At 61.4% G+C, this 23,354-nt stretch carries 21 protein-coding genes; 10 read left to right on the top strand and 11 right to left on the bottom strand.

Annotated features, from left to right (window positions below):
* Positions 1-14: 14 nt before the first annotated feature.
* Both J5289_RS03800 and J5289_RS03795 read right to left on the bottom strand, forming a co-directional pair.
* Positions 15-1,214, bottom strand: coding sequence for a glycosyltransferase (locus J5289_RS03800; RefSeq protein ID WP_209182566.1), 1,200 nt, complete (start codon positions 1,212-1,214; stop codon positions 15-17).
* Positions 1,211-2,227, bottom strand: coding sequence for a glycosyltransferase family 2 protein (locus J5289_RS03795; protein ID WP_209182565.1), 1,017 nt, complete (start codon positions 2,225-2,227; stop codon positions 1,211-1,213). Before J5289_RS03795 ends, J5289_RS03800 begins: the two co-directional genes overlap by 4 nt.
* A gap of 250 nt (positions 2,228-2,477) precedes the next feature.
* Between J5289_RS03795 and J5289_RS03790 the strand changes: the two genes are divergently transcribed.
* The 6 genes from J5289_RS03790 to J5289_RS03765 all read left to right on the top strand — a co-directional run bounded on the left by J5289_RS03790 (position 2,478) and on the right by J5289_RS03765 (position 10,938).
* The gene (locus tag J5289_RS03790) at positions 2,478-3,377 is read left to right on the top strand and encodes a glycosyltransferase family 2 protein (protein WP_209206780.1); all 900 of its coding nucleotides are present in this window, start codon (positions 2,478-2,480) and stop codon (positions 3,375-3,377) included.
* A 15-nt stretch (positions 3,378-3,392) separates the two neighbouring features.
* Positions 3,393-4,403: a glycosyltransferase family 2 protein gene (locus J5289_RS03785; protein ID WP_209182563.1), complete on the top strand. Its 1,011-nt coding sequence runs from the start codon at positions 3,393-3,395 to the stop codon at positions 4,401-4,403.
* 61 nt (positions 4,404-4,464) lie between these two features.
* A complete protein-coding gene (locus tag J5289_RS03780) occupies positions 4,465-5,763 on the top strand; it encodes a lipopolysaccharide biosynthesis protein (RefSeq protein ID WP_209182562.1) in 1,299 nt (432 codons plus the stop codon).
* 73 nt (positions 5,764-5,836) lie between these two features.
* Positions 5,837-7,006: an acyltransferase gene (locus J5289_RS03775; protein ID WP_209182561.1), complete on the top strand. Its 1,170-nt coding sequence runs from the start codon at positions 5,837-5,839 to the stop codon at positions 7,004-7,006.
* Between the two features lie 316 nt (positions 7,007-7,322).
* Complete coding sequence (locus J5289_RS03770) at positions 7,323-8,525, top strand: polysaccharide biosynthesis/export family protein (protein ID WP_209182560.1); 1,203 nt, start codon at positions 7,323-7,325, stop codon at positions 8,523-8,525.
* Positions 8,526-8,661: 136 nt separating this feature from the next.
* Positions 8,662-10,938 carry a polysaccharide biosynthesis tyrosine autokinase gene (locus J5289_RS03765; RefSeq protein WP_209206784.1) on the top strand — a complete coding sequence of 759 codons (2,277 nt, stop codon included), beginning with the start codon at positions 8,662-8,664 and terminating at the stop codon, positions 10,936-10,938.
* 18 nt (positions 10,939-10,956) lie between these two features.
* Here J5289_RS03765 and J5289_RS03760 read toward each other — a convergent pair whose 3' ends face one another.
* The 3 genes from J5289_RS03760 to cbiE all read right to left on the bottom strand — a co-directional run bounded on the left by J5289_RS03760 (position 10,957) and on the right by cbiE (position 13,980).
* Positions 10,957-11,835 carry a DMT family transporter gene (locus tag J5289_RS03760; RefSeq protein WP_209182558.1) on the bottom strand — a complete coding sequence of 293 codons (879 nt, stop codon included), beginning with the start codon at positions 11,833-11,835 and terminating at the stop codon, positions 10,957-10,959.
* Between the two features lie 136 nt (positions 11,836-11,971).
* Positions 11,972-12,730, bottom strand: a complete 759-nt coding sequence (gene cobM / locus J5289_RS03755; protein WP_209182557.1) for a precorrin-4 C(11)-methyltransferase — start codon at positions 12,728-12,730, stop codon at positions 11,972-11,974.
* A complete protein-coding gene (gene cbiE / locus J5289_RS03750; protein ID WP_209206785.1) occupies positions 12,727-13,980 on the bottom strand; it encodes a precorrin-6y C5,15-methyltransferase (decarboxylating) subunit CbiE in 1,254 nt (417 codons plus the stop codon). Before cbiE ends, cobM begins: the two co-directional genes overlap by 4 nt.
* Between cbiE and J5289_RS03745 the strand changes: the two genes are divergently transcribed.
* A complete protein-coding gene (locus tag J5289_RS03745; RefSeq protein WP_209182555.1) occupies positions 13,979-14,749 on the top strand; it encodes a cobalt-precorrin-6A reductase in 771 nt (256 codons plus the stop codon). The genes cbiE and J5289_RS03745 overlap by 2 nt on opposite strands.
* Here the strand turns inward: J5289_RS03745 and J5289_RS03740 are convergent.
* The 5 genes from J5289_RS03740 to cobF all read right to left on the bottom strand — a co-directional run bounded on the left by J5289_RS03740 (position 14,713) and on the right by cobF (position 19,092).
* The gene (locus J5289_RS03740) at positions 14,713-15,477 is read right to left on the bottom strand and encodes a precorrin-3B C(17)-methyltransferase (RefSeq protein ID WP_209206787.1); all 765 of its coding nucleotides are present in this window, start codon (positions 15,475-15,477) and stop codon (positions 14,713-14,715) included. The genes J5289_RS03745 and J5289_RS03740 overlap by 37 nt on opposite strands.
* Positions 15,474-16,211 (bottom strand): precorrin-2 C(20)-methyltransferase, encoded by a 738-nt coding sequence (locus J5289_RS03735; protein WP_209182553.1) that lies wholly within the window; start codon positions 16,209-16,211, stop codon positions 15,474-15,476. Before J5289_RS03735 ends, J5289_RS03740 begins: the two co-directional genes overlap by 4 nt.
* A complete protein-coding gene (locus J5289_RS03730) occupies positions 16,208-16,840 on the bottom strand; it encodes a precorrin-8X methylmutase (protein WP_209182552.1) in 633 nt (210 codons plus the stop codon). Before J5289_RS03730 ends, J5289_RS03735 begins: the two co-directional genes overlap by 4 nt.
* A gap of 2 nt (positions 16,841-16,842) precedes the next feature.
* Positions 16,843-18,243 carry a precorrin-3B synthase gene (cobG, locus tag J5289_RS03725; protein WP_247748977.1) on the bottom strand — a complete coding sequence of 467 codons (1,401 nt, stop codon included), beginning with the start codon at positions 18,241-18,243 and terminating at the stop codon, positions 16,843-16,845.
* A gap of 78 nt (positions 18,244-18,321) precedes the next feature.
* Positions 18,322-19,092, bottom strand: a complete 771-nt coding sequence (gene cobF / locus J5289_RS03720; RefSeq protein ID WP_209182551.1) for a precorrin-6A synthase (deacetylating) — start codon at positions 19,090-19,092, stop codon at positions 18,322-18,324.
* Between the two features lie 237 nt (positions 19,093-19,329).
* On the opposite strand from cobF, the gene J5289_RS03715 reads away from it, so the two are divergent.
* A complete protein-coding gene (locus J5289_RS03715) occupies positions 19,330-20,220 on the top strand; it encodes a DMT family transporter (RefSeq protein ID WP_209182550.1) in 891 nt (296 codons plus the stop codon).
* A gap of 25 nt (positions 20,221-20,245) precedes the next feature.
* Here J5289_RS03715 and J5289_RS03710 read toward each other — a convergent pair whose 3' ends face one another.
* Complete coding sequence (locus J5289_RS03710) at positions 20,246-21,508, bottom strand: MFS transporter (RefSeq protein WP_209206789.1); 1,263 nt, start codon at positions 21,506-21,508, stop codon at positions 20,246-20,248.
* Between the two features lie 94 nt (positions 21,509-21,602).
* Between J5289_RS03710 and J5289_RS03705 the strand changes: the two genes are divergently transcribed.
* Positions 21,603-22,484 carry a LysR family transcriptional regulator gene (locus J5289_RS03705; protein WP_209182548.1) on the top strand — a complete coding sequence of 294 codons (882 nt, stop codon included), beginning with the start codon at positions 21,603-21,605 and terminating at the stop codon, positions 22,482-22,484.
* Positions 22,485-22,651: 167 nt separating this feature from the next.
* Positions 22,652-23,272 carry a J domain-containing protein gene (locus J5289_RS03700; RefSeq protein WP_142823751.1) on the top strand — a complete coding sequence of 207 codons (621 nt, stop codon included), beginning with the start codon at positions 22,652-22,654 and terminating at the stop codon, positions 23,270-23,272.
* The last annotated feature ends 82 nt before the right edge of the window (positions 23,273-23,354 follow it).

Raw genomic sequence — 23,354 nt, 5'->3', positions numbered from 1 at the left:
GAACCCTTCTGGGACTAGAGAACGGAGGAACGGGCCGGCGACGGCAGGCCAGCCACGACGGCGCCGCGCTGGCGCATCGCCTCGTGATAAATTTCCAAGGTGCGCTCGCCGATGCTGGTCCAATCGCCGCCGGCGGTGATCCTGATCTCCGGACGACGCTCGATGGCATCGGCAAGGGCTGCTGCCAGCGCATTGGCATCCGCCGGTGGCACCAGCGCGCCGTTGGCCTCCTGCATGTCTTCGGCAAAGATACCGACGTCGGATGCAATCATCCATTTGCCGGTCGGTTTCAAGAGGAAGTAGACGCCGCTGGCGTCGATCTGCCGGTAGGGAAAGAGGAAGCTGTCGGCTTCCTCGAAAAGCGATGCCATCTGGGTTTCGTCCAGCCGGCCAAGGCGCAATTCGACGACATCCTCCAGACCGAGGGCTGCAATGCGCTCCTTGATCGGCGCCATGTCCATGTGGGCTGCACCGGCAATGACGACGCGGGCACGCTGGCGGAGTGCCTGCGGCACTTGGCCGAGCGCCTCGATCAACACATCAAGTCCCTTGTACGGCTTGATCTGGCCGAACATGACGAACGTCCAGCGCGGATCGCGGATCGCACCGGGCGCGAGAGGGGCAGGCTCGACATTGAGCGTCAGCGGACCATGCGGGACGATGGAGACCTTGCTTTCGGCGATGCCGCGCGCAATCAGGTTCTGGCGAGCGCCGCGAGTGTGGACGATGACGTGGTCTGCAGCAGCAATCGGCATGTCGAAGCCAGAGTTCTGCAGAAAGGAGATCTTCTCGCCATTGAATGGTACCGTGTCGTGGACGGTCATGATGACCGGGCAAACACGGCGCACAAGGCGCATCGCCAAGGCATCGAACAAAGGCAGGACGGCCCATTGCACGTGCATGACCGCCGGGCGGCGACGGTGGACATGGGCTACCAAGCGAACCAGATCGACGATGTGCGACAGGCCTTTGGCCAGACCGCGCAGCTTGTTCCATTTCGCGGGGATAGCTTCGACGCCGCGATAGAAGGTGATGCCGATATCGGCGACCGTGATCTCGGATTGCTCCCCCTTGCGCAACGGCCGCGCTGCCCAATAGGGCGCCACACCGACGGCGCGCAGCCCACGCGTCAATCCGGCGTCGTAGGCCGGAGTGAACAGCGAGGGGTCGATCAGCAAGGCCCGCATGGGCGTTTTTTCCGTTACGGAATTCAAACAGCTTCTCCCAGGCCACTATAGGATTTGTCCGGCTGCCACTGGGCTTCCCGCAGCGTCAGGATCCCGGTGATGAAGCCAAGCGCCCATGAGGCATGCATTGTAAAAGCGGCAGGCCCGGCCAGCAGGCCGCAGGCAGATCGCTTGTTGAAGGCGATGGCAACCGAGGTCACCGCCAGTACGAAGACATAGAAGGCCGGCACCATCAGCAGCAGGGGAAACAGCGGGCTCAGAACGATTGCCGCAGCACAGGCACTCATGAAAGCCGGAACGGCGAACTGGCGGATCTTGAACGATGTCGGGTGACGGCGAACAGTGCGGGAGCGACCCTTGCCGTAATTGAAATACTGCCTGGCAAGTTTGGCGAATGTTGCGCGCGGCTGGTACTCGATGCGGATATCGGTATCGAGATAGATCTTGCCGCCGAGCGCGCGCAGCCTGCAATCGAATTCCGCGTCCTCGTTGTGGGTGAACGTCTCTTCATATCCGCCTGCGCGGCGAAAACTTTCCATCAGCATAGCGGCATGATGGCCGTGATCGACGAAACGGCTCTGGCGACCGCCCCGGTGCGCAGATCCGCCGGAGCCTATCGGTGAGTCCGAAACCCAGGCGACAGCGCGCTGCAGGCAGCCGTTTCCGACCGAATCCATCGGCACGACGACGGAGTCTGCTTCGACCCCGTGCAGGCTATTGACCAGTGAGCGGAGAAAGCCCCTCGGGTAAGACGCATGTGCATCGCAACGAACCAACACGTCCTTATCCTGCCCAAACTGGCGCACGACGAGGTTTACACCGGCACTCTGGAGACGCTGCGGATTGTGAACGAGCGAAAGGTGATCACGCTGCTTTTCGAGGCGCCGAACGACATCCACGGTGCCATCGGTGCTTCCGCCATCTGCAATTACAAATTGTATATTGCAGTCGGGAAGATCGACGTAAAGCTGATCCAGGACAGCCTCTATATGAGCAGCTTCGTTCAGCGTCGGAATAGCAACCAAAACACTTCGAACCATCTAAATTCCCATCCCGCTTGGTTTCTCAGGTGGTGTTCCGAGGGCTTACGCATCGACATCTTCGACAGGCCTACACCGAGATATATGCCATTGATAATAATAGCGTATTCATTGAATAACCGGCCAAAGACCCGCACTTAGAAGCGGACTGTAGAGGAAAATTTACCGATTTGCCATAGCCTAATGCTGCATTGCACTATAGACTGGACCCAGGCTAGGACGACAACCTTGACAAACGAGATTGCACTAGATGGCTGATATTGTGATCGGCATTCCCACTTTTAAGCGGCCGGAACTGCTGCAAAAACTTCTGTCGAGTTTGGTTAACGAAATTAACCAGAGCGTATGGCTGGTTGTAGCGGACAATGGATGTTCCGACGATACGAAGGCAGTTGTCACTGCCTTTGCGGCGAATTTTCCGCGTTGTTTTTATGTCCCAATTCCGGAACGCGGGCTGGCTCCAGTGCGTAACGGGCTGGTGAGCGCGGTGACCGATCTTGTGCCGGATTGGCGCTGGCTGGCGATGCTCGACGATGACGGCTACGTGTCCGAAGGCTGGCTGGCTCGTATCGTCGCGTGCGGCGAAACCTATGATGCCCATCTCACCGGCGGACCGGTCGAGGGGGTGCTGCCCGAGGGCGCAAATATTCTCGCCCGCAACAGCATTTTTGCCCGGCGCCGGCGCTGGAAGACCGGCCTGGTTGATTCACTGAACACAACACAAAACCTGCTGATCTCGCGAAAACTGTTGGCGCTTGCCCCGGCACCGCTGTTTCGCAACGAATACAGTGCGTCCGGGGGCGAGGACTACGATCTGTTCCGCAGGGTAAGGCAGAGCGGTGGCAGGATCGTCTGGTGCGACGAGGCTGTGGTCTTCGAGCCGACGCCTGAAAACAGGCTGTCGCATGGCAGCGTGCTCTCGCGATATTATACGACCGGGATCTACATGTCGCAGATCGATCGCTTCTACGACGGGCCGCGCAAGACATACACCACAGCGTTCAAGGGCTTTGCCTCTTCGTTGCTGCGAACGATCGGCGCCGGGTTTCGCCGCGACCGGAACGCGGTCGCACAGGGAATGCTTTCAACGGCGCATTACGCAGGACGGGCCGTCGGCCTGCTCGGCGGAAGCACCGCGCGATACACTTAACGTCAAGGAGAGACCGTGACGACACCTGACACACATGTGAGTACGAAGGGGCCCCGCGAGGGTCTGGCGGTTGGCCTGTGCACCTATAAGCGCCTGCCATCGCTGATGAGGCTTCTCGATCACATTGCCATTAGCGCCAAGGCACTGTCGTCGCCGCCGCAGATCATCATCGCCGACAACGACGGGCAGGATCCCGCTGTTGCTGCGAGCGTTGCCGCTTTTTCCGAGCAATCGGGACTGAAGGTCCACTACCGGATCGAGACACATCCGGGCATCTCGGCAGCCCGAAACGCCGTTTTTGACGAAGCCGAAAAGCTGAACCTGCGGTTCGTCGCTATGATCGACGACGACGAATGGCCGTCGCCGGAGTGGCTCAGCGAAATGCTGAAGGCACAAGCGTCCGAGGGCGCTGCCGTGGTCGGCGGTCCGGTGCGCCCGGTATTCCCGGACAACGCAGCCCATCTGCGCAAATATTCCCGCTACTGGTCAGTGGATAAGCAGTTCCTGAACGGCAAGCCGTTCGTGTTCTGCACCTGCAACTTCCTGATCGACCTGCAAGCTGTTGCGGCCATCCCGAGGCCGCTTTTCGATGAGGAATTCGGACTTTCGGGCGGCGGCGACACGGTGTTCTTCCGTGGCCTGTTCTTTGCCGGCATGAAGATGGCCTGGTCGGAAGAAGCCTTCGTCTATGAGGAAGTGCCGCAATCTCGCGCTTCCATCGCCTGGATGCGGCAGCGACGTTTTCGCGTCGGCAACCATGCCGTTCGCTGGGAGAGCCTCGGTGGCGGCGGGCGCAAGAGCCTGGCGAAGACACTCGGGCTGACAGCGCGGCTGGTTCTCTATCCTCTCCTGCAGCGCGAGCCTGAATCTCGAATGCTCGGCTGGATGCTGGAATACGACAAGGTTCGCGGTCGCTACAATGCACATTTCGGTGATGTCTTTGTAGAATATGCCAGGCCGAAGCCCGACGAAGCCAAGCCGTCCGACACCCAGAAACCGGAAGACAGCGGCAGGGTTTGCCGCTGATGCAGCGAGGACGGGCTGCCACGCCCGCCTGTTTTAGGACCAAGCAAGGAGCCGGGAAGGCATGCTGAAACGACTGATGACGTTTGTCCGTCATCTCGAGAGCCGCTTCAAACTGATGACCTTCGTTGGCGCCCTGATGCCGACGGTGTCAGCGCTTGCCGTACAGCTTGTGGCCTTTGCGGTAACGGCACGCGGCCTGGGCGTCGAGGCTTTCGGCTCATACACTGCGATCCTTGCCGTCACGGTCGTCAGCGTCGAACTGGTCGGCTTCGGTGGCGCCGACCTGCTGGTGCGGGCGGTGTCGCGCGAGCCTCAGAAATTCTCTTCCTATTTCGGCAACCTCCTGATTCTTGCTGCAGCCACGTTCCCTGTCGTCGTTGCCGCGGGTGTGGTCGTTGCGGTCAGTTTCATGCAGACGCAGATCGAGATTTGGCATGTGCTGGCAATCATTGTCGGCGAAGTGGCGCTCAACAGAATTGCCGCGTCCGTCGAGCTGATCATGGTTGCGCATCGCCATACCGTAAGGGCGGGCTGGATACGGCTGACCACAGCCTCCGTGCGGATGCTGCTTGCACTCGTTTATTTCGGCCTTCTGGGGCTGACCGATCTCGGCGGCTGGATAGAAGTCGCGTTTGCACAATGCGCAGTGACTTCGCTTGTCTACATCGCGCTCGTGGTGAAGCTCTACGGGCGGCCGGATTTCATGCTGAAGCGACAGGAGTGGAAGGCCGGCGGCGCATTCTGCGTCAACCAGGCGGCCCGTGCATCGCAGGGAAACTTCGACCGCATCATTCTCGGCCGGTTCGCCGATGCGGCCAGCGTCGGGATCTACGGCGCCGCCTCGCGCGTGCTGGCGCTCGGGCTGTTCCCCCTCCAGGTGGTCACCCGCATCACCTATCCCAATTTCTTCGTTCACGGCAAAAGCGGACTTGCTGCGAGCCGCAGCTATGCGCTGAAGATTACGCCCATGCTCTTCGGAGTGGGCATTGCCTCCAGTATCGCAGTCGCTGCCGCCGGCTACCTTGCGCCCTTTGCGCTCGGCAAGGACTTTGCCAGCATGGCGAATATCTCTGCTATGCTCGGGCTTGCCCTACCGCTGATCGCCTTGCAATATCCGCCGGCCGACGCGCTCACCGGTGCGGGAAAGCAGGGCATTCGCGCCTTCATCTCGCTCTGCGCCACTTTCGGTTTCGGACTGTTGATGGCACTCGGGGTGAACATTGCCGGCGTTCCCGGCCTGGTGATGGCGTTCCTTGCAAGTCACGCCTGCCTTGCGGGAGCGATGTGGCTGGCAGCCTTCCTGGTCGAGGACAAGGCGACGCCCGAGTTCGCCGCGACAGCCGAGGAGAACGCCGCTTGAGCGATAACGTCTCCCTTATCCGCACACGGCACGCCGCTTGCTTTACTGATCCTCTGACAGGAGGATTTTCTGCATGACCTCGCAAGCAGCAGCGATAGCCGTAGCCAATGCAGACGCGGCACCAGCGACCGACGTTCGCGGGGGAAACGCGCCGAAGCAGCGCCGTGCACGACTGGAGCAACTGGATGGCCTTCGCGGCATCCTAGCACTTTTCGTCGTGGTGTATCACCTGCAGGATCCGTTCGCGCAGGTCGCAGGCACCCTGACGGCCTATCTGCCGATCCTGTCGCAGGCCTGGTTTTCGGTAGACGTGTTCTTCATCATGAGCGGCTTTGTGATGATGTACGTCTATGGAACGGCATTCTCAGATAAAGTGCGCTGGGCAGACTTTCGCGACTTCTTTGCGGCCCGCATCGCGCGCCTCTATCCCGTGCACCTGTTTGCCATGGGCATCCTGATACTGGCGCTGCTGCCGTTCATTCACGCCAAACCGGATTTCACCTCGATCGACGGGCGCTACTCATGGAATTCTGCGCTCGCGGCATTTTTCATGCTGCATGGTCCGTGGATCGATCATCGGACATGGAATTTCCCATCCTGGTCGATCAGTGCCGAATGGCATGCCTATGTGATCTTTCCGTTCGTGGCAGTTCTTGCCAGCCGGTGGAGCGCGCGTTTTTCCGTGGTGATCTTGACGCTCTGCTGCCTCGGCGCGTTCGCGCTCTACAACATCGACATGCACACCGATCAGTATCCGACCAACTCGCCCGTGGTCCTGCTGCGCGTGCTGCCGCTATTTGTTGCCGGGATGGCGCTGTTTCGCCTCAATCTCTCCTATAGTCACTTTTTGTCCGCCCGATGGACCGTCTGGGCAGTCATCGCCGCGCTTCTTGTCATCTTGAGCGCTCCGTCCATCGCCTCGTTTTCAGTGCTGCTGGCGCCGGTTCTCGTCCTCGCCGTCCTGCAATCTCCGGGGTCCGCGCTTGTGTTCACAAACCGACCTGCCCTGTTTCTGGGCAAGATTTCCTACAGCCTGTATATGACGCACGCCCTGGTCAGCGTCGTGGGGATCAGCTTGTGGATGAAACTGGCACCGCTCGTCCTGGGCATCGATCCGACAAAGCCCGTTGCAAGCTGGCTATGCTTCCTGGCGGCGATCGTCGCTGCCGTGATCCTGGGCTGGCTCACCTGCCGATTTATCGAGATCCCGTTCCGCAAGACTATCCTGAGGAGGTTCGTCTGATGCCAACTGACATCGAGCTGCCATGTGTTTTCGTTATCCCGAGCCTGATGCAGGCGAATAAAGAGTACCGCGATCTATGAATGCTTTGTTTGTAACCGACAGCGTACCTGCGATGAAGGACTGGACGTCTTCCACCATCCAGTCGAAAGCAGGATTGTCATTCTCCACGCCAAATCCCACTCCGCCGATCGTCTTCCATGGTGCCACTGGCAAAAACCTGAAGTGGCGCGGCCGGTTGCTCATCGAATTTATAAATAAAGCCTGCTATCGATCTGCCCAGGGGGCTGCTTACGGGGGGATGAAGATGGGATTGGGCATGAAGACCACTATCCGTATACGTCGAGGCTCCGTTGTTGCGCTGATGGTCATGCTGTCCAGCTGCACCTCGCTCCCTCGCTCGGGACCGGATGCCGGCCTGATCGACACCCAGGCGCTCGTCAAGGTTTCGTCGAAAGACCGCAAGGTTGGCATCGACTACGCGCTGGTCGACCTCAACCAGAACACATTGAAATACTTCGACGGGAAGGCGAGTGCATCGCTGAAGGCAACCTTCGGCACTTCGCGTTCCTCTGCTCCTGACATCCCGCTTGGCTATGGCGACGTGGTGCAGGTGACGATCTTTGAATCCCAGGCAGGCGGCCTGTTCATTCCTGCAGATGCCGGCAGCCGCGCCGGCAATTTTGTGACCATTCCAAGTCAGACGATCGACCGTGGCGGAACGATCAGCGTTCCTTATGCCGGACGCATCGTCGCTGCCGGCAAGCGCAAGGAGCAGGTCGAGGCGGATATCGTCAAGAAGCTCTCCAGCCGGGCAATCGAGCCTCAGGTGGTGATCACGACGGTCACCAGCAACTCAAGCCAGGTCTCCGTTCTCGGTGACGTAAACGCACCGGCAAAGGTAGAACTCAGCCCGGCCGGTGAACGCGTCCTTGATGCCATTTCTCAGGCCGGTGGCCTGTCGACTGCGGCGATGGAAACAAACATCACCCTGCAGCGCCGGGGCAAGACCGTCACCGTTCCTTACGAGACACTGCTGAAGAACCCGTCGGAAAACATCTTCGTGTCGCCGATGGACACCGTCATTGCCGATCATCATCCGCGTAGCTACGTCGCCTTCGGTGCGACCGGCGCCAACGGACGCTACACCTTCGACGATGAAAACCTGACCCTGGCGGATGGTCTGGGCAAGGCCGGAGGCGCGCTCGATACGCAGGCAAATCCGGCGCAGGTGCTGCTGTACCGCCTGGTCGACAAGACGTTGCTGCGTCAAATGGGAGTCGACACCACGCACTTCCGCGACGAACTGGTGCCTGTCGTTTTCCGTGCCAACTTGCGTGATCCAGCCGGCTTCTTTGCTGCTCAGAAGTTCGCGATGGAGGACAAGGATGTCATCTACATCTCCAACTCCGACTCCGTCGAACTGTTGAAGTTCCTCGACATCGCCAACTCCGTCACATCGACGGCGGCGGGAACGACAAGCGATGCCGTTACGACGCGCAAATCGATACGCGAACTATAGACCGACAAATTTGCCGGACCGCCTGAAACGCGGTTCGGCAAGACCGGCCAGACCCAGGGCTTTTGCCTCTTTTATGTGCTCCTCCGGCGTGGCCGGAGGATGAAACGCTCAGCCACCGAGAGTAGGAGATCGCTCTTTGCTATCACCCAAAAAGTCCAACACCGACAGCTGGGCCGGCTTCGACCACGACGAGATTTCCGAGATCATCGATCTCGACCGCATCCTTGCTGCCGCCCGGCGGCAATGGAAGGTCGTTGCCGCTGCCATCGGCGCCTTTATCGTGCTGGGTATCGTCTACCTGCTGCTGGCCACGCCGCAGTATACGGCAAACACCAGCGTGCTGATCGACCATGGCACGTCCACCATCGTCAACCAGATGACGGACACGACCGTGCCACCGGGGTCCGTGGACGAAGAAGGCAACATCCTCACCCAGGTCGAAGTGCTTCGATCGGACACGATTGCGGTTGCCGTTATCCAGAAGCTCGACCTCTTGAACAATCCCGATTTCGTCGGCAAGGGCCCCTCCTGGATCAGCAAGCTCATCGGGTCTATCAAGATCAAATCCTGGCTTGGGCTTGGAACGCCTCCAGTTCCTGTCGACGAAGCCGAAGTAAAACTTGAGAATGCTGCAGCCCAGATCGAGCGGAACATGCTTGTCGAGCGCGTCAACCGCTCCTTCGTGCTCTCGATCAGCTACACATCCCCCTCGCCCAAGCTCGCCCAGCAGATCGCGGACGGCATCGCGGATGCCTACCTAGTCGACAAGCTGAATTCGAAATACGACGCGACCCGGCGTGCCAGCGACTGGCTGCAGGACCGCATCGAGGAACTGCGCAAGAAGTCGCTCGCATCCGACCTGGCCGTCCAGAAATTCCGGTCCGACAACGGACTGGTGGAGACCAGTGGCCAGCTTGTCAGCGACCAGCAGCTGTCACAGCTGAATACTGCGTTGACAACGGCCCAGGGAGACACGGCAGCGGCGCAGGCAAAATATGACCGCGTCGAATCCATCATCCAGTCCAAGAACATGGATGCCGTGGTTTCCGATGTGCTGGGAAGCACGACGATCAACGACTTGCGCAAGAAGTATCTCGACGCCTCGAAGATGCAGGCGGACATTGCCCGCCGGCTCGGGCCTGATCACGAGCAGGCGGTGCGTCTGCGTGGTGAAATGCAGGAATACCAGCGCCTGATGTTCGAGGAGCTCGGTCGTATTGCCCAGAGCTATCGCAACGACCTCGATGTCGCCAAGGCGCGCGAGAAGTCGTTGGCCGACAGCGTTGCCTCGGCGACGACGGTTTCGGCGACGGCCAGCGATGCGCAGGTGCAATTGCGCGAACTGGAGCGGACGCGCGATACCTACCGCGATCTCTATCAGAGCTTCCTCACCCGCTACCAGCAGGCTTCCCAGCAGGAGTCGTTTCCGATCACCGAAGCCCGCGTGATCACCAAGGCGACTTTCCCGATCGGCGCCAGCAAGCCGAAGAAGATCATCGTGCTTGCACTGTCGATCATCCTTGGCGGTATCGTCGGTGGCGGCATCGGGGTGTTCAGGGAATTCCGCGACCGCTTCTTCCGCACCGGCGACCAGGTACGCGACAGCCTGCATCAGGAGTATCTCGGTATCGCGCCGATCGTCAAACCGGTAACGGCCGCCGAGATCGTACAGGATCATCCGCGCAGTATCAGGCAGGTGAACGGCGTTTCGAACTATGTTGCCGAGCATCCGCTTTCAGCTTTCGCCGAGACGATGCGCAGCGCCAAGATCGCCATCGATGTCGAAAGCGGCGAGCGGATGGCCAAGGTCGTTGGCATCGTGTCCAGCCTGCCGGGCGAAGGGAAATCGACGATCTCTATGAACTTTGCGCAATTGCTTGCGATGCAAGGTGCGCGAACACTGCTGATCGACGCCGACTTGCGCAATCCTGGTGCCACCCGGAGCATCGGCCGGCATGCGGAGGCCGGCCTGCTGGAAGCACTTCTGGAACGCCGACCGATCCAGGATCTGCTGCTGATCGACCAAAAGACCAAGCTCGCCTTCCTGCCTGCCATCGTCAAGCGGCGGGTGCCACACTCGTCAGAACTGCTGTCGTCACCGGCGATGAACGCGATGCTCGACATGGCGAGGGCGAACTTCGACTATATCGTCATCGACCTTCCGCCGCTCGGACCCGTCGTCGATGCGCGGGCAATCAGCCCCAACATCGATGCCTTCCTGTTCGTCGTCGAGTGGGGCAAGACATCGCGCAAGGTTGTCCGCAGCATGTTCACCTCGGAACCGGCAATCGCCAGCAAGTGCGCAGGCGTTATCCTCAACAAGGTCGATACGGAGAAGATGAAGCTCTATCGTGCCCACGGCTCGAGCGAATATTACTACTCGCGCTACACATCATACTACCACGAAAACTGATCCTTGCGCGGCCGGGCCTCAGTGCCCGGCCCTTCGTTTGGCGAGGACATTCTCCCGCCACACGGTAAACATCCCGGCACCGACCACGATTGCGGCGCCAACCACCATGTTTGCCGTCAAGACCTCCCCGAACACGACGACCCCGATGATGGCGGCGTAGACCAGCTGCAGATAGGTCAGCGGTTGGATAACGACGGCATCCAGCAGGTCATAGGCGCGGATCAGGCAGTAATGGCTTGACATGCCCGTCAGGCAGAGCAGCCCCATCCAGATCCAGTCATGGGGCGTCAGCGGCATCCAGAAGAACGGCCCGATGCAGCTCATGGCGATTGCGCCAACCACTCCGGTGTAGAAGAAACTGGTCATCGACGTGTCCTGCCGGCTGACCAGGCGGGTAACGATGACGTAGAACGAGAACAGAAGGGCCGAGGACAACGGAACCAGAAACCGGACGTCGAAAAATCCGCTTTCCGGCTTGAGGATCAGCAATACGCCGAGAAAACCGACGAAAATCGCCGTCCAGCGCCTCCAGCCCACTTTTTCTCCGAGGATCGGCACCGATAGCAGCGCAACGATCAACGGGCCGGACGAGAAAATCGCCTGGGAACGGGCAAGCCCCACCATCGCAAAGGACTGGATGACGATGACGATCTGCGCCGCAAGAAGCAGGCCGCGGAGGATCTGCAGCCACGGGCGCTTGGTGCGCACCGTCACCGCGAGACCGCCGCGTGAACGGGCGGCAAGGGCGATGGCGAACAGGGCGAATGTCCAGTAGCGGATCATTGCCACCAGAAAGGGAGGATAGGCGCCGGCCAGATGCTTCGATATGCCGTCCTGGATGGAAAAAAGCGTGATAGCGACGATCGTGAAGATATAGCCGCTCTTGGTGACGTTCATGATTACTCGCGGCAAACATTGGAAATAGCAGTGGGGAGAAAATCGGCCGCTACAGAACCGATTTCCACGCTGGAGTTTAAGCGAGATCCGTTCTGGTTCATAGTTATTTGCGCCAGTCGGGAGATAGGGGATTGCGCTACTCCCGGTCGCGAAACCGTCTCTGGTAGGCAGGGTCGTACAGCGCGCTTTCGCGAAAGTCGTCGGATGCAAGCGACCGCCCGACAAAAATCAGCGCGGTGCGCTCTATCGGCTCGGCCGCAACTTTTGCTTCGATATTATCCAGCCGGCCGCACAGGATGCGCTCGTCGGGCCAGGACGCCTTGACGACGATGGCAACGGGGCAATCGGCGCCGTAGTGCGGCATCAGTTCCTCGACCACCTTAGGCAAGGCATGGATGGCCAGGTGAATGGCAAGCGTCGACCCCGTCACGGCAAAAGCCTGCAATGTCTCGCCCGATGGCATCGGTGAGGCACGGCCGGAGACGCGGGTCAGCACCAAGCTCTGCGCCACGGCCGGTATGGTCAGCTCGCGACCGAGCGCCGAGGCTGCCGCAGCAAATGCCGGAACGCCGGGGGTCATCGTGTAGTCGATACCGCATGCGTTCAGCCGGCGGATCTGCTCGGCGACCGCGCTCCAGACCGACAGATCGCCGGAATGCAGGCGCGCAACATCCTCGCCTGCCTCATTGGCGCGCCGGAATTCCGTCTCGATTTCATCGAGCGATAGCGGCGCCGTATCGATAATGCGCACGTCCGGCGGGCAGTAGGCAAGCAGGTCCTTCGACACCAGCGAGCCGGCATAGAGGCAGACCGGGCACTTTGCGATGAGGTCGCGGCCGCGCACGGTGATGAGGTCGGCGGCGCCAGGTCCGGCGCCGATGAAATGGACTGTCATTGGGCAATCTCTGTGGTTTCAGGCTTGGTCCAGCACCATTGCGTCACCGGCATCGCCGGACGCCATCCATGCATCGTGCCGATGGCTGTGACACGTGAGATGTCGATCCTTGTCAGCGATCCGCCGTGACGGGCATATTGAGCAAGCAGCACGGCTTCCATTTCGGTGGTTACCCCATTGGCAACGAGCCGGCCTCCCGGTTTCAAGGCTGCCTTTGCAGCCTCCATCACCCCGGGCTCACTGCCGCCGCCGCCGATGAAGATCGCATCTGGCTGGGCCAACCCGGTCAAGGCTTCAGGCGCCATGCCTTCGACCAGCTGCAGCATCGGCACGCCGAAATCGTCGGCATTCCGGCGGATACGCGCGGCGCGTTCCCGCACCGCCTCGATGGCGATTGCCCGCAGGCTCGGATCGGCCAGCAACCATTCGATGGAGACCGAGCCAGAGCCGGCGCCTATATCCCAGAGTAGATCGCCGTGACGGGGGGCCAGCGCCGACAGCGTCATCGCCCGGACCTCCCGCTTGGTGATCTGGCCATCATGGCTGAACAGGGCGTCGTCCAGGCCTTGCGCCAGCGGCAACAGCCGTGCATCCCGGTCGGCGACGACCTCGACCGCCATCACATTCAAGGCGTCGATATCCTCGAGTAAAAAGCTTGATGCCTGGTGCAGGGTTACCCGCTCGCGGGGTCCGCCCATCGCCTCCAGCAGCGTCAGCGTCGAGCGACCGAAGCCGAGCCTTGTCAGAAGTGCGGCTATCGCTTCCGGACTGGTGGCATCAGAGGTCAGCGCGATGATCTTTCGGCCGGGATGGAGATGGGGCCGGAGAAGATCGATGGGACGGCCATGCAGAGACAGGAGCGTCGCCGATTGCATCGGCCAGCCCAGCCTTGCTGCTGCCAGGCTGAAAGCCGACGGCGCCGGGATGACGTACATTTCTTCGGGCGGAATGAAGCGCGAGAGGGTGGCGCCGATCCCGAACCAGAAGGGGTCGCCCGATGCCAGGACGACGGTAGGCCGTCCACGCCGGGCAAGCAGGTGATCTATCGAGCGCTCGAACGGGCTGAGCCAGCTGTGGGTGTCGCCGCCGATCAGTGGCGCCACCAGCTCCAGGTGGCGGGCCCCACCGTAGACGATCGGTGCAGAGGCAATCCGTTGCCTGGTTTCCTCGGTCAAGCCGGCTGGACCGTCCTCGCCGAGGCCGATAAGGGTGAGCCATTGCGTTGGCAACGAAGAAAGCGTCTCAGACATGGGCAGGACTCGCATCCTTATTCTGGGTGGCACGACGGAGGCGCGGCTGCTGGCGGAGACGCTGGCGAAACGCGATGGCATCGACGTGCTGCTGTCGCTGGCCGGACGGACGAAGGATCCCCTCCCCCAGAACGCTCCGGTTCGCACCGGCGGGTTTGGCGGCAGCGAAGGCCTGGCCGCGTTTCTGAAGGCTGAAGCCATCGATCTCGTGGTCGATGCCACACACCCCTTTGCCACCCAGATATCCGCAAACGCCGCTACCGCCGCGACGATATCGGGCACTCCGATCTTTGCCCTCAGCCGCGAAGCCTGGCAGCGCGTTGCCGGCGACCATTGGCACGAGGTAGCGGATGTGACGGCCGCCCTTTCCGCGCTCGGACCCATACCACGCCGCGTATTTCTGGCCGTCGGCCGGCAGGAGGCGCATAGGGCTGATCTCTTCCCGCAGCACTTCTATCTTGTGCGCAGCGTCGATCCCGTCGATCCGCCTCTGCTCGCACCCGATGTCGTCAGCATCCTGGAACGCGGGCCCTTTGACCTTCACGCCGAACTGCGCCTCATGAAGCTGCACCTGATCGATTGCGTCATTGCCAAGAACAGCGGTGGAAGCGCCACCTATGCCAAGATCGAGGCGGCAAGGCTGCTCGGCATTCCCGTGCTGATGATTGCCCGCAGCGCGGCCACCAACGTGGCATCGGTCTTTTCGCTCGAGACTGCGCTGGCACGGATCGATCATTTTGTCTCCGGCGAAGCAAAACGCGGCGTGTAAACCAGGTCCGGCAGGACCGGCCGTCTGACGATCTTCGTTTCCGGCGATCCGATGATGACGCAGGTCGCCATGTCTGCGACCGACGCATCGGCATCCGACAGCGGGACAATGGCCAGCCTCTCGTCCGGGCGTCCTGCCGCACGGCCGAAAATCACGGGTGTCGTCGGCCGCAGGGCCAGGCGCAAAATCTCGAAAGCGCGACCCAGCTGCCAGGGACGTGCCTTGCTGATCGGATTGTAGAGCGCGATGACGAAACCGGCCTGCGCTGCAAGCATCAGCCGCCGCTCGATCAGATCCCATGGCTTGAGGTTGTCGGACAGCGACATAGCACAGAAATCATGGCCGAGCGGCGCTCCAAGACGCGCTGCCACCGCCAGCATCGCAGTGATGCCTGGAACGATGACAAGGTCGATATTGCGCCAGTGTTCCGGCCCATTGTCGATCGCCTCGCAGACGGCGGCGGCCATGGCGAATACGCCGGGATCGCCGCCGGAGACGACACAGACTGTCGAACCTGCCGCAGCCCGCTCCAGCGATGCCTTGGCGCGATCGATTTCCTCGCGGTTGTCAGACGCGATCCGCAACTGGTCCGGCCTCAGCGAGAGCCGGTCAAGATAAGGGCCGTAGCCGAAGAACTCGGTCGAGGCCTCGACGGCTGCCATGGCCTCCGGCGTCATCTGCTCGGGATTGCCCGGCCCCGTGCCGATTACATAAAGGCGGCCGGTCATGAACCGCGTTCCCAGCCGGGCACCAAAATCAGCGAAAAATACGGCGCCTCGCTGTCGTCGCGCTCGATCATCTGCGTCACCGACTGATTTCTCATCGTACCGCGCTCGACGTAAACGGCATGGTGAAGCCGACCGGAGGCGGCAAGCGCACGGCGGATCTTGGGCAGGTTGCGGCCGACTTTCATGATAACTGCGGCCTCCGTGTCCACCAGACGGCGGGCCAGCTCGGCCTCCTCCATAGTGCCAGGCAGCACGGACATCACATCGTCGCCCTGGACGATGGGCATGCCGGCCAGCGACCAGCAGCCGGACATCGCCGTGATGCCGGGGATAACCTCTGTCGGGTAACGGTGCGCAAGCCTGACATGCAGGTGCATGTAGGAGCCATAGAACATCGGGTCGCCTTCGCTGAGGACGGCAACGGTGCGTCCGGCGTCGAGATGTGCGGCGACCGCCTCGGCCGAGAGATCGTAGAACGCGGTAATCTGCCGCTTGTAATCCTCGTGGTGTCGGTCGATCTCTGTGGTGACGGGATAGTAGAGCGGCAGCATCGTAACGTCCGCCCGCAGGAGATCATCGACAACCGTGCGTCCGTTGCCATGGCGACCGGCCTTGGCAAAATAGGCGACGACATCTGCCCGCTCCAGAGCCTTGACGGCCTTGACGGTCAGTAGGTCGGGATCGCCGGGACCGGTGCCGACGCCGATCAGGCAACCGGTCGAAACAAGGGTCATAGGCCGCCTCGCGCCAGGGCGTTGACGGCTGCCGCAGTCATGGCGCTGCCGCCAAGCCGACCACGGACAATGCCATAGGGAACGCCATAGGAATATTCCGCCAGCGCATCCTTCGATTCCGCAGCGCCGACAAAGCCGACCGGCATGCCGATGATCGCCGCCGGCCTCGGGGCGCCGTCGCGCAGCATTTCGAGCAGATGGAAAAGAGCCGTCGGCGCGTTGCCAATGGCCACCACGGAGCCGCCCAAGCGTTCGCCCCAGAGATGCATGGCGGCAGCCGAACGGGTGTTGCCGCTATCCTTCGCGAGGCCAGGCGTGCGCGGATCGCGAAGCGTGCAGATGACATCGTTCTTGGCGGGCAGCCGGGCGCGGGTGACGCCCTGCGCCACCATCTCGGCGTCGCAGAAGATCGGAGCGCCGGCAGCAAGCGCTGCACGGGCCGAGGTCACGAAATCGGGAGAAAACTGGAAATGGGCGGCCGCTTCGACGAGGCCACAGGCATGGATCATCCGAACGGCGACATCGGCTTCGTCTTCCGAGAAGCGTGACAGGTCCGCCTCGCTCCGGATAATCGCGAAGGATTTTTCGTAGATCGCGTCGCCCTGATGGATATAATCGTAGTCAACCATGCCTATTCCTGTCTCAACGCGGCGACGGTCGCGTCGCTGCCAAGCCGTGTAAGGCAGTCCCCGACCGATTCGCCAGCCGCTTTCGTAGCTGCGACCATTCGTGCCAGACTCTCCAGGGCGGTTTGCAGTCCGTATTCGTCGACGAAAACGGCTGGGACGCCCGAGGCTTTCTCATTGACGCCGATGCCGAAACCGGAATGCATGCCGACGACCGCAAGGGCACTCGCGGCGGGGTGGGCGCAGCCTTTTGGACAGCCAGAAAGGTGGAGCACGACTGAGCCATCCAGCAATTCGGGGACCCAGCCTACCACCTTGGCCGCCAGATGTTTGGTACGGTATGTGCCCGAAGCGCACCCGCCGGCGCCGGCGCAGGTGGCAATGGAGCCGGCCGGAGTATTGGCGTCGGTCCAGAAGCCGAAGTCCGCAGCCTGTGCTTGTATCTCGGCCATGACATCGGCCGACGCGCCCAAGAGCAGAAGCGCGTGGTCGGGTGCCGTCCGGATTTCAGTAATGCCCTTCGCCTTTGCGACATCGAGAAAGGCAGTCAGCTCGACGGCGTGGATCTGACCGAAAGCCAGTTGCAGGCCAAGTGCGACCGACGTCGGACCCAGCGGATGGATGCCGACACAGGACTTTGAAGATTGAATATCCAAAGAGGCATTGGCGAGCCTCTCCTTTTCGCCACGATAGCTTTCGGCCAAGTCACGGCCGCGCGCGCGGGGGCCACGTGCATCTAGGCTCTTCAGCAGATCGAGGACCGCCGACAGGGCCTGCTCGTCTGAACCGAGCAACACCGGGAGCGCCGTGGCACGCGTTCCTCCCACGGCCACCTGCCAGAGCGGCGTTGCATCGACGCTCGGTATTGCCGAGAGGCGGATATCGGCGGTGACATGATCGAGAACCAATTGGCCGCCGCCATCGACGATGATCGACAATTTTGGGGCTAGCACCAGTTGCGCGGGAAGACTCGCAACGGCCTCGCCGAGGCGTGCGGCCATGCTGCGCGCATCGGCGATTTCATCGGGATCGAGGCCGGACAGCGGTGGCGTTTCGATTGTCAGGCCGGTAACGGGCACGATGCCGGCAGCGGCTATGTCGGCTTCGAGGCGCGGCACCGTCTCCCAGGCGAGGCCACGCAATTGCAGGTTTCCACGGGCGGTGACCTCGATCAGGCCGTTTCCATGTCTTGCGGCGGCGCTGGCGAGCTGGCGAAACTGGGAGACAGTCAGGCCCGCAGTCGACGGCCGGAGCCGGACGAGCAGGCCGTCGCCGGTCTGCATGGGGGTGGCCAGCGAGGGGCAGGCACCGCGGACGAGGCGGGACGGCAACGACACGTCATGGCCAAGACCGACGCGCGGCACAGCGAGACCCGTTTCGGCCATCGTTTGCCCATCTATCGCCATATCCACACCCTTTCCTGTTGTCTCCTTACATCATCCCGTCCTTGAGGCAAACAATTTGGCAGGCACGGCTGGGCCTGCTCAGTCGTCGAAATCCTGCCCCTTGCGGAGCAGGTAGATATCCATGATCCAGCCGTGCCGGGCACGGGCCGCAGCGCGGGTCTCGACAATCGTCTGCGCCACTTCGTGAAGACGACCGGAAAGGACGATCTCGTCCTTGCTCCCGAGATAGGCACCCCAATAGATATAGGCATCGGGGTCGTCGAGCCTGGCAAAGGCCTGCTCGCCGTCAAGCATGACGACCGCTGTGCCTTCCAGTTCCGGAAAGCGCGCTGCCAGTCGTCGCCCGGTGGTGATCTCGACCGGCTTGCCGACCAGATTGAGGGGGATACGGTGCCTGGCCGTCAAGGCCTGAATGCTCGTAATGCCGGGAACGACGCTGTAGTCGAGGGCGACATTGCCCCGGGCCATCACGCGCTGCAGGATGCGGATGGTACTGTCGTAGAGGCCCGGGTCTCCCCAGACTAGAAGTGCAGCGCAGCCATCCTCTGTCATCGCCTCCGACAGCATTTTCTCATAGACCAGGGCGATGTCGGCGTGCCAGGCATCGACGCCCTCGCGGTAGGATCGGTCTTTCGTCTGGCGCACGGGCACATCGTAGGCGATCACGGGTGTTTCCGGACGTGTCAGGTAGCGGGCACAGATTTCACGGCGAGCATCGGCGAGCCCGCTCTTGGCGTCTCCCTTTTCGGCTATGAACACGACGTCTGCGGCGTTCAGGGCGTTGATGCCCTGAACGGTCATATGCTCCGGATTACCGGTGCCGATCCCGATCAGATACAGATGTCTCAAGACATGCTCCTGCCGCCGACCTGCCTGGTGCGTCGGCTCCCGCCCTGTTTATGAGCGACGCCATCATGTCGCAACGGTCCCAATTGCGAAATCGATTGTCGCCAGCAATATCCTGCGTTCGGGCCGACATCTGCTAGGCTATCTGCAAGGTGGTTGGCCCAGGCGCGCGACCGGTACAGACACGATATATTTCTACATATTTTTCAGATCATTAAGCTCCAGACATGCGGAGAATCAATGAAACCCCGTACCTACGGACTCGTGCTCGTCACCGTTGCGACGGTGATGTGGAGCAGCGCCGGACTTTTTGTCCGCATGCTCGATATGGATGTCTGGACAACGCTGGGCTGGCGTTCCTTCTTCGGCGGGCTGACGCTGGTCATAATTTCCTTGTTCGGACGGCGCGCCGCGCCGCCGACCGCAGCCACGCCTTATGGAATATACGCCCTGCTCGGGCTGTTTTCGGCGCTGTCGATGTTTGGTTACGTGGCATCGCTGAAACTGACGACCGTTGCCAATGTCCTGTCGATCTACGCCACGGTGCCTTTCATCGCAGCAGGGCTTGCCTATCTGCTGATCGGCGAAAAAGTGGAGCGGCGCGTTCTGAGTGCCAGTTGCGTCGCTTTCCTCGGCGTTCTCGTGGTCGCGGGCTTTGCGGCGCGACTGACAGATCTCGCAGGCAACGCACTCGCCCTGCTGATGACGGTCACCTTCAGCATCCTCCTGGTCATGGCGCGCAAACACCCCTCGTTGCGGATGGCACCGGTCAACGCCCTAGGCTCCGGCCTCTGCGTGCTGCTCTGCCTGCCGCTGATGTCGCATGCATTACCGAGCCCGTCGGATCTCGCGATCCTCGCCCTGTTTGGATCGACGACCTCAGGGATCGCCTACCTGCTTTACATGACCGGCGGCCGCTATATTCCGTCGGGCGAAGCCGGTTTGATCGGATTGATGGACGTCGTTCTCGGCCCGCTCTGGGTATGGCTTGCCTTTTCCGAATGGCCAGGCAATTCGACGATTGCAGGCGCCAGCCTGATACTGGTGGCAGTGGCATGGTATCTGTGGAGCGGCCTTCGAAACTCGGCAGCGCGCAAGGCAGCCGTTGCCCGGGCCGGCCAGCCGTTTTGATGTTGTATCTGCAACAGGTATCGGACTAGCGGCGGGCAAACCTCGCCGCCGCGAGCGCCGCCGTCATGCAGGCGACGAGCAGCAGCAGGTTGAAACTGATTACGCCCGACCAGCCGTCTGCCAGCCAGAAATAACCGCCAAGCGAACCGGCAATGCTGGAACCCAAATAGTAGGACAGCAGGTAGAGCGACGAGGCGTGGCCCTTGGTGTCGCGTGCCAGCCGTCCGACGAGCGCACTGGCGACCGAATGGGCTCCGAAGAAGCCGATGGTCACCATTACGATTCCGAAGATGATCAGCGGAAGCGATGATGACAACGTCACGAGGCCACCGATTGCGGCAATCAGGATGCCGACCGGCATGACGCGGAAGTGCCCGAATCGGTCGCCCAGCAATCCAGCTGCCCAGGAGGCGGCTATGCCGAACAAGTAGGCCGTGAAGATCAGGCCAAGCTCCGTCTGGTTGAGATTGAATGGAGCGGCGACTAGGCGGAAGCCGGCGTAGTTGTAGACCGTGACGAAGGATCCCATGATCAGGAAGCCGATGGCAAACAGGCAAGGAAGCGCCGGGTTGCGGAGATGGCCGAGCCAGGCGCTCATATGGAACGCCGCATTGAAGCCCTTACGGGGCGTAAAATTACGCGAGGCTGGTAACAGCAGGAGAAATCCGACCGCAGCAGCAAGGCCCAGCATGCCGACCGTTGCCAGTGCCGGGCGCCAGGAGAAGTTTTCGGCAATCATCCCCGTCACCACGCGACCTGCCATGCCGCCGAACGCATTGCCGGCAATGTAGAGGCCCATGGAAGCGCCAAGACCGCGCGGATCGATCTCTTCCGCCAGGTATGCCATGGCGACGGCCGGAACACCGCCCAACAAAAAACCTTCCAGGGCACGGATCACCAGCAGGGTCTGCCAATTGGGCGCGAGCGCACAGCCGAGTGTGCAGAGCGCTGCACCGAGCAGCGAGGCAAACATCAGGCTGCGGCGGCCGACGCCTTCGGAGATGGCCGCAGCGATGAAGATGGCGAAGGCGAGAAAGCCTGTCGACAGCGACAGCGACAGAGAGCTTGCAGCAGGAGTAACGCCGAAATCGTTGGCGAAAACGGGCATCAGCGGCTGCACGCAATAAAGCAACGAGAAGGTCGAGAAGCCCGACAGGAAAAGCGCAAGGCTGGCGCGCTTGTATTCGGGCGTACCACGAATGAGAAACTGCGGCGCCTCGGAAGTTGCAACGATCTTCAGTGCGGGGCGTGTGGCAGCGAGAGGTTTTAGGGGAGTGGCAAGGGACATGAGCACCAACCTTTTCTTGTCCCTGATCTAGTCAAACCGCCTTCATGTGTCCAATATATGAAAGAGACGTTTTCAATCTGTTTTGGAGATAGCGATGGAGTTGCGTCACCTGCGCTACTTTCTGGCATTGGCGGATGAAGGCAACTTCACACGTGCAGCTGGGAAACTCGGCATCGGCCAGCCACCGCTCAGCCAGCAGATCCGCGATCTGGAAACCGAAATCGGCGTGCAATTGTTTCACCGTGTGCCGCACGGCGCAGAATTGACCGCCGCCGGGGAGGCCTTCCTGCCGGAGGCGCAGGCGGCGATCGATGCGGCCGAGAGGGCAAAGCTCTCGGCGCAGCGCGCAAACCGAGGTGAAACCGGCCGCCTGGCGCTCGGTTTCACCGCGTCCTCCGCCTTCAATACCCATGTCAGCGGCGCAATACGCCAGTTTCGCAAACGCTGGCCCGAGGTGCGCCTGTCGCTGACGGAGATGAACAGCAAGGGGCTGATGGAGCGGCTGATGCGCGGCGAGATCGATGCCGCGTTCATCCGGCCCGGCCTCGAAAACCCGCGTGAGGTGCGTCTCCGGATGCTTGCCGTCGAGAGCATGGTCATCGCATTGCCGACCGGGCATCGACTGGCCGCCGCCCCGCGTCTGCCGCTTTCGGCGCTTGCCGAGGAACAGTTCATTCTCTTTCCACGCGTCGCGGGCCTCAGCCTTTACGACGACATCGCCGCTGCCTGCCGCGAAGCGGGGTTCGAACTCGTGGTCAGCCAGGAGGCACCGCAAATCCCGTCGGTGGTCAACCTGGTGGCGGCCGATCTCGGCGTCTCGATCGTTCCGGCCTCTATCGCCCAGATCAAGCTCGACGGCGTCGTCTACCGCGAAATCGACGGCCCGCCTCTGGTGGCACGACTGGGCCTGGCCATGCTGAAGAGCCAGCGATCGCCCGTGACCGACAATCTGATGAGCCTGCTGCCGGCTCTGTAGACGAGCCGTATTCTGCCAGCCCTTGGCCTGAGCGAACCCTCGACGTCATCTGGCAGCCACGCCTATCGGAGGCGGCAATGTCTGACCGATAAGAATTGATCTCCGGATTTCAGACGATTTTTTTCTGCGGTTCTTGCCGGAAACGGCTCTTGCCTGCATAAGGAGGCATGGGACTTGATTCAAAAATATTCGACAGCATCCGGACAAAACGCAAGCGGCCTGCCTCGCAACCGGACGATTCCGGGCCGAAATGCCATTGGGACGGTTGCGACAAAAAGGGCACTCATCGCGCACCGGTCGGCCGCGAGGCAGAAGGAGAATTCTTTCTGTTCTGTCTCGAGCACGTCAAGGAATACAACAAGGGCTACAACTTCATGTCCGGCCTCTCCGACGCGGAGATAGCCCGGTATCAGCGGGAAGCCGCGACCGGCGGGCGGCCGACATGGAGCATGGGCGTCAACAAGGGTGCGCAGGACGCGCCGGCGCAGTCCGAGGTGAAATCGGGCGCGGCACAGGCCTACAAGTTCAAACGCCCCGCAGCAAAGCGCAACAGTGCCGACCGATACGAGCCGCAGGTGCGCGGTCGCAAGCTGAAGACGCTCGAGGCCAAGGCATTCGAGACGCTCGGCCTGCCGCAGACGGCAACGGCTGCAGAGATCAAGGCCAAGTACAAGGAACAACTGAAGCTCCACCACCCCGACGCCAACGAGGGCGATCGCGGCTCGGAGACATACCTGCAGGCCGCTATCGAGGCCCACAAGATCCTGAAGCTGAACGGTTTCTGCTGATACGACCCCGGGAGCTTTGACGCTACCGGTCTTTTCTCCATCCGTGGCGGAGATTGCATGTTGCCTGTCGAAGCCCTAGGTG

The sequence above is a fragment of the Rhizobium sp. B230/85 genome (assembly GCF_019355735.1).
GTDB classification, from domain to species: Bacteria; Pseudomonadota; Alphaproteobacteria; order Rhizobiales; family Rhizobiaceae; genus Rhizobium; species Rhizobium rhododendri.
The sequence above is the reverse complement of the archived record's forward strand: the minus strand, read 5'-3'. Positions and strand labels throughout refer to the sequence as shown.

What these genes read in the sequence shown, in the direction of transcription:
- J5289_RS03790 (WP_209206780.1), top strand. Translation starts at nt 2,478, where the DNA reads ATGGCTGATATTGTGATCGGCATTCCCACTTTTAAGCGGCCGGAACTG.
- J5289_RS03735 (WP_209182553.1), bottom strand. Translation starts at nt 16,211, where the DNA reads ATGACCCTTGTTTCGACCGGTTGCCTGATCGGCGTCGGCACCGGTCCC.
- J5289_RS03700 (WP_142823751.1), top strand. Translation starts at nt 22,652, where the DNA reads ATGGGACTTGATTCAAAAATATTCGACAGCATCCGGACAAAACGCAAG.
- J5289_RS03760 (WP_209182558.1), bottom strand. Translation starts at nt 11,835, where the DNA reads ATGAACGTCACCAAGAGCGGCTATATCTTCACGATCGTCGCTATCACG.
- J5289_RS03795 (WP_209182565.1), bottom strand. Translation starts at nt 2,227, where the DNA reads ATGGTTCGAAGTGTTTTGGTTGCTATTCCGACGCTGAACGAAGCTGCT.
- J5289_RS03780 (WP_209182562.1), top strand. Translation starts at nt 4,465, where the DNA reads ATGCTGAAACGACTGATGACGTTTGTCCGTCATCTCGAGAGCCGCTTC.
- J5289_RS03745 (WP_209182555.1), top strand. Translation starts at nt 13,979, where the DNA reads ATGGGCAGGACTCGCATCCTTATTCTGGGTGGCACGACGGAGGCGCGG.
- cobG (WP_247748977.1), bottom strand. Translation starts at nt 18,243, where the DNA reads ATGGCGATAGATGGGCAAACGATGGCCGAAACGGGTCTCGCTGTGCCG.
- J5289_RS03705 (WP_209182548.1), top strand. Translation starts at nt 21,603, where the DNA reads ATGGAGTTGCGTCACCTGCGCTACTTTCTGGCATTGGCGGATGAAGGC.
- cbiE (WP_209206785.1), bottom strand. Translation starts at nt 13,980, where the DNA reads ATGTCTGAGACGCTTTCTTCGTTGCCAACGCAATGGCTCACCCTTATC.
- cobM (WP_209182557.1), bottom strand. Translation starts at nt 12,730, where the DNA reads ATGACAGTCCATTTCATCGGCGCCGGACCTGGCGCCGCCGACCTCATC.
- J5289_RS03710 (WP_209206789.1), bottom strand. Translation starts at nt 21,508, where the DNA reads ATGTCCCTTGCCACTCCCCTAAAACCTCTCGCTGCCACACGCCCCGCA.
- J5289_RS03730 (WP_209182552.1), bottom strand. Translation starts at nt 16,840, where the DNA reads ATGGTTGACTACGATTATATCCATCAGGGCGACGCGATCTACGAAAAA.
- J5289_RS03770 (WP_209182560.1), top strand. Translation starts at nt 7,323, where the DNA reads ATGAAGACCACTATCCGTATACGTCGAGGCTCCGTTGTTGCGCTGATG.
- J5289_RS03775 (WP_209182561.1), top strand. Translation starts at nt 5,837, where the DNA reads ATGACCTCGCAAGCAGCAGCGATAGCCGTAGCCAATGCAGACGCGGCA.
- J5289_RS03740 (WP_209206787.1), bottom strand. Translation starts at nt 15,477, where the DNA reads ATGACCGGCCGCCTTTATGTAATCGGCACGGGGCCGGGCAATCCCGAG.
- J5289_RS03715 (WP_209182550.1), top strand. Translation starts at nt 19,330, where the DNA reads ATGAAACCCCGTACCTACGGACTCGTGCTCGTCACCGTTGCGACGGTG.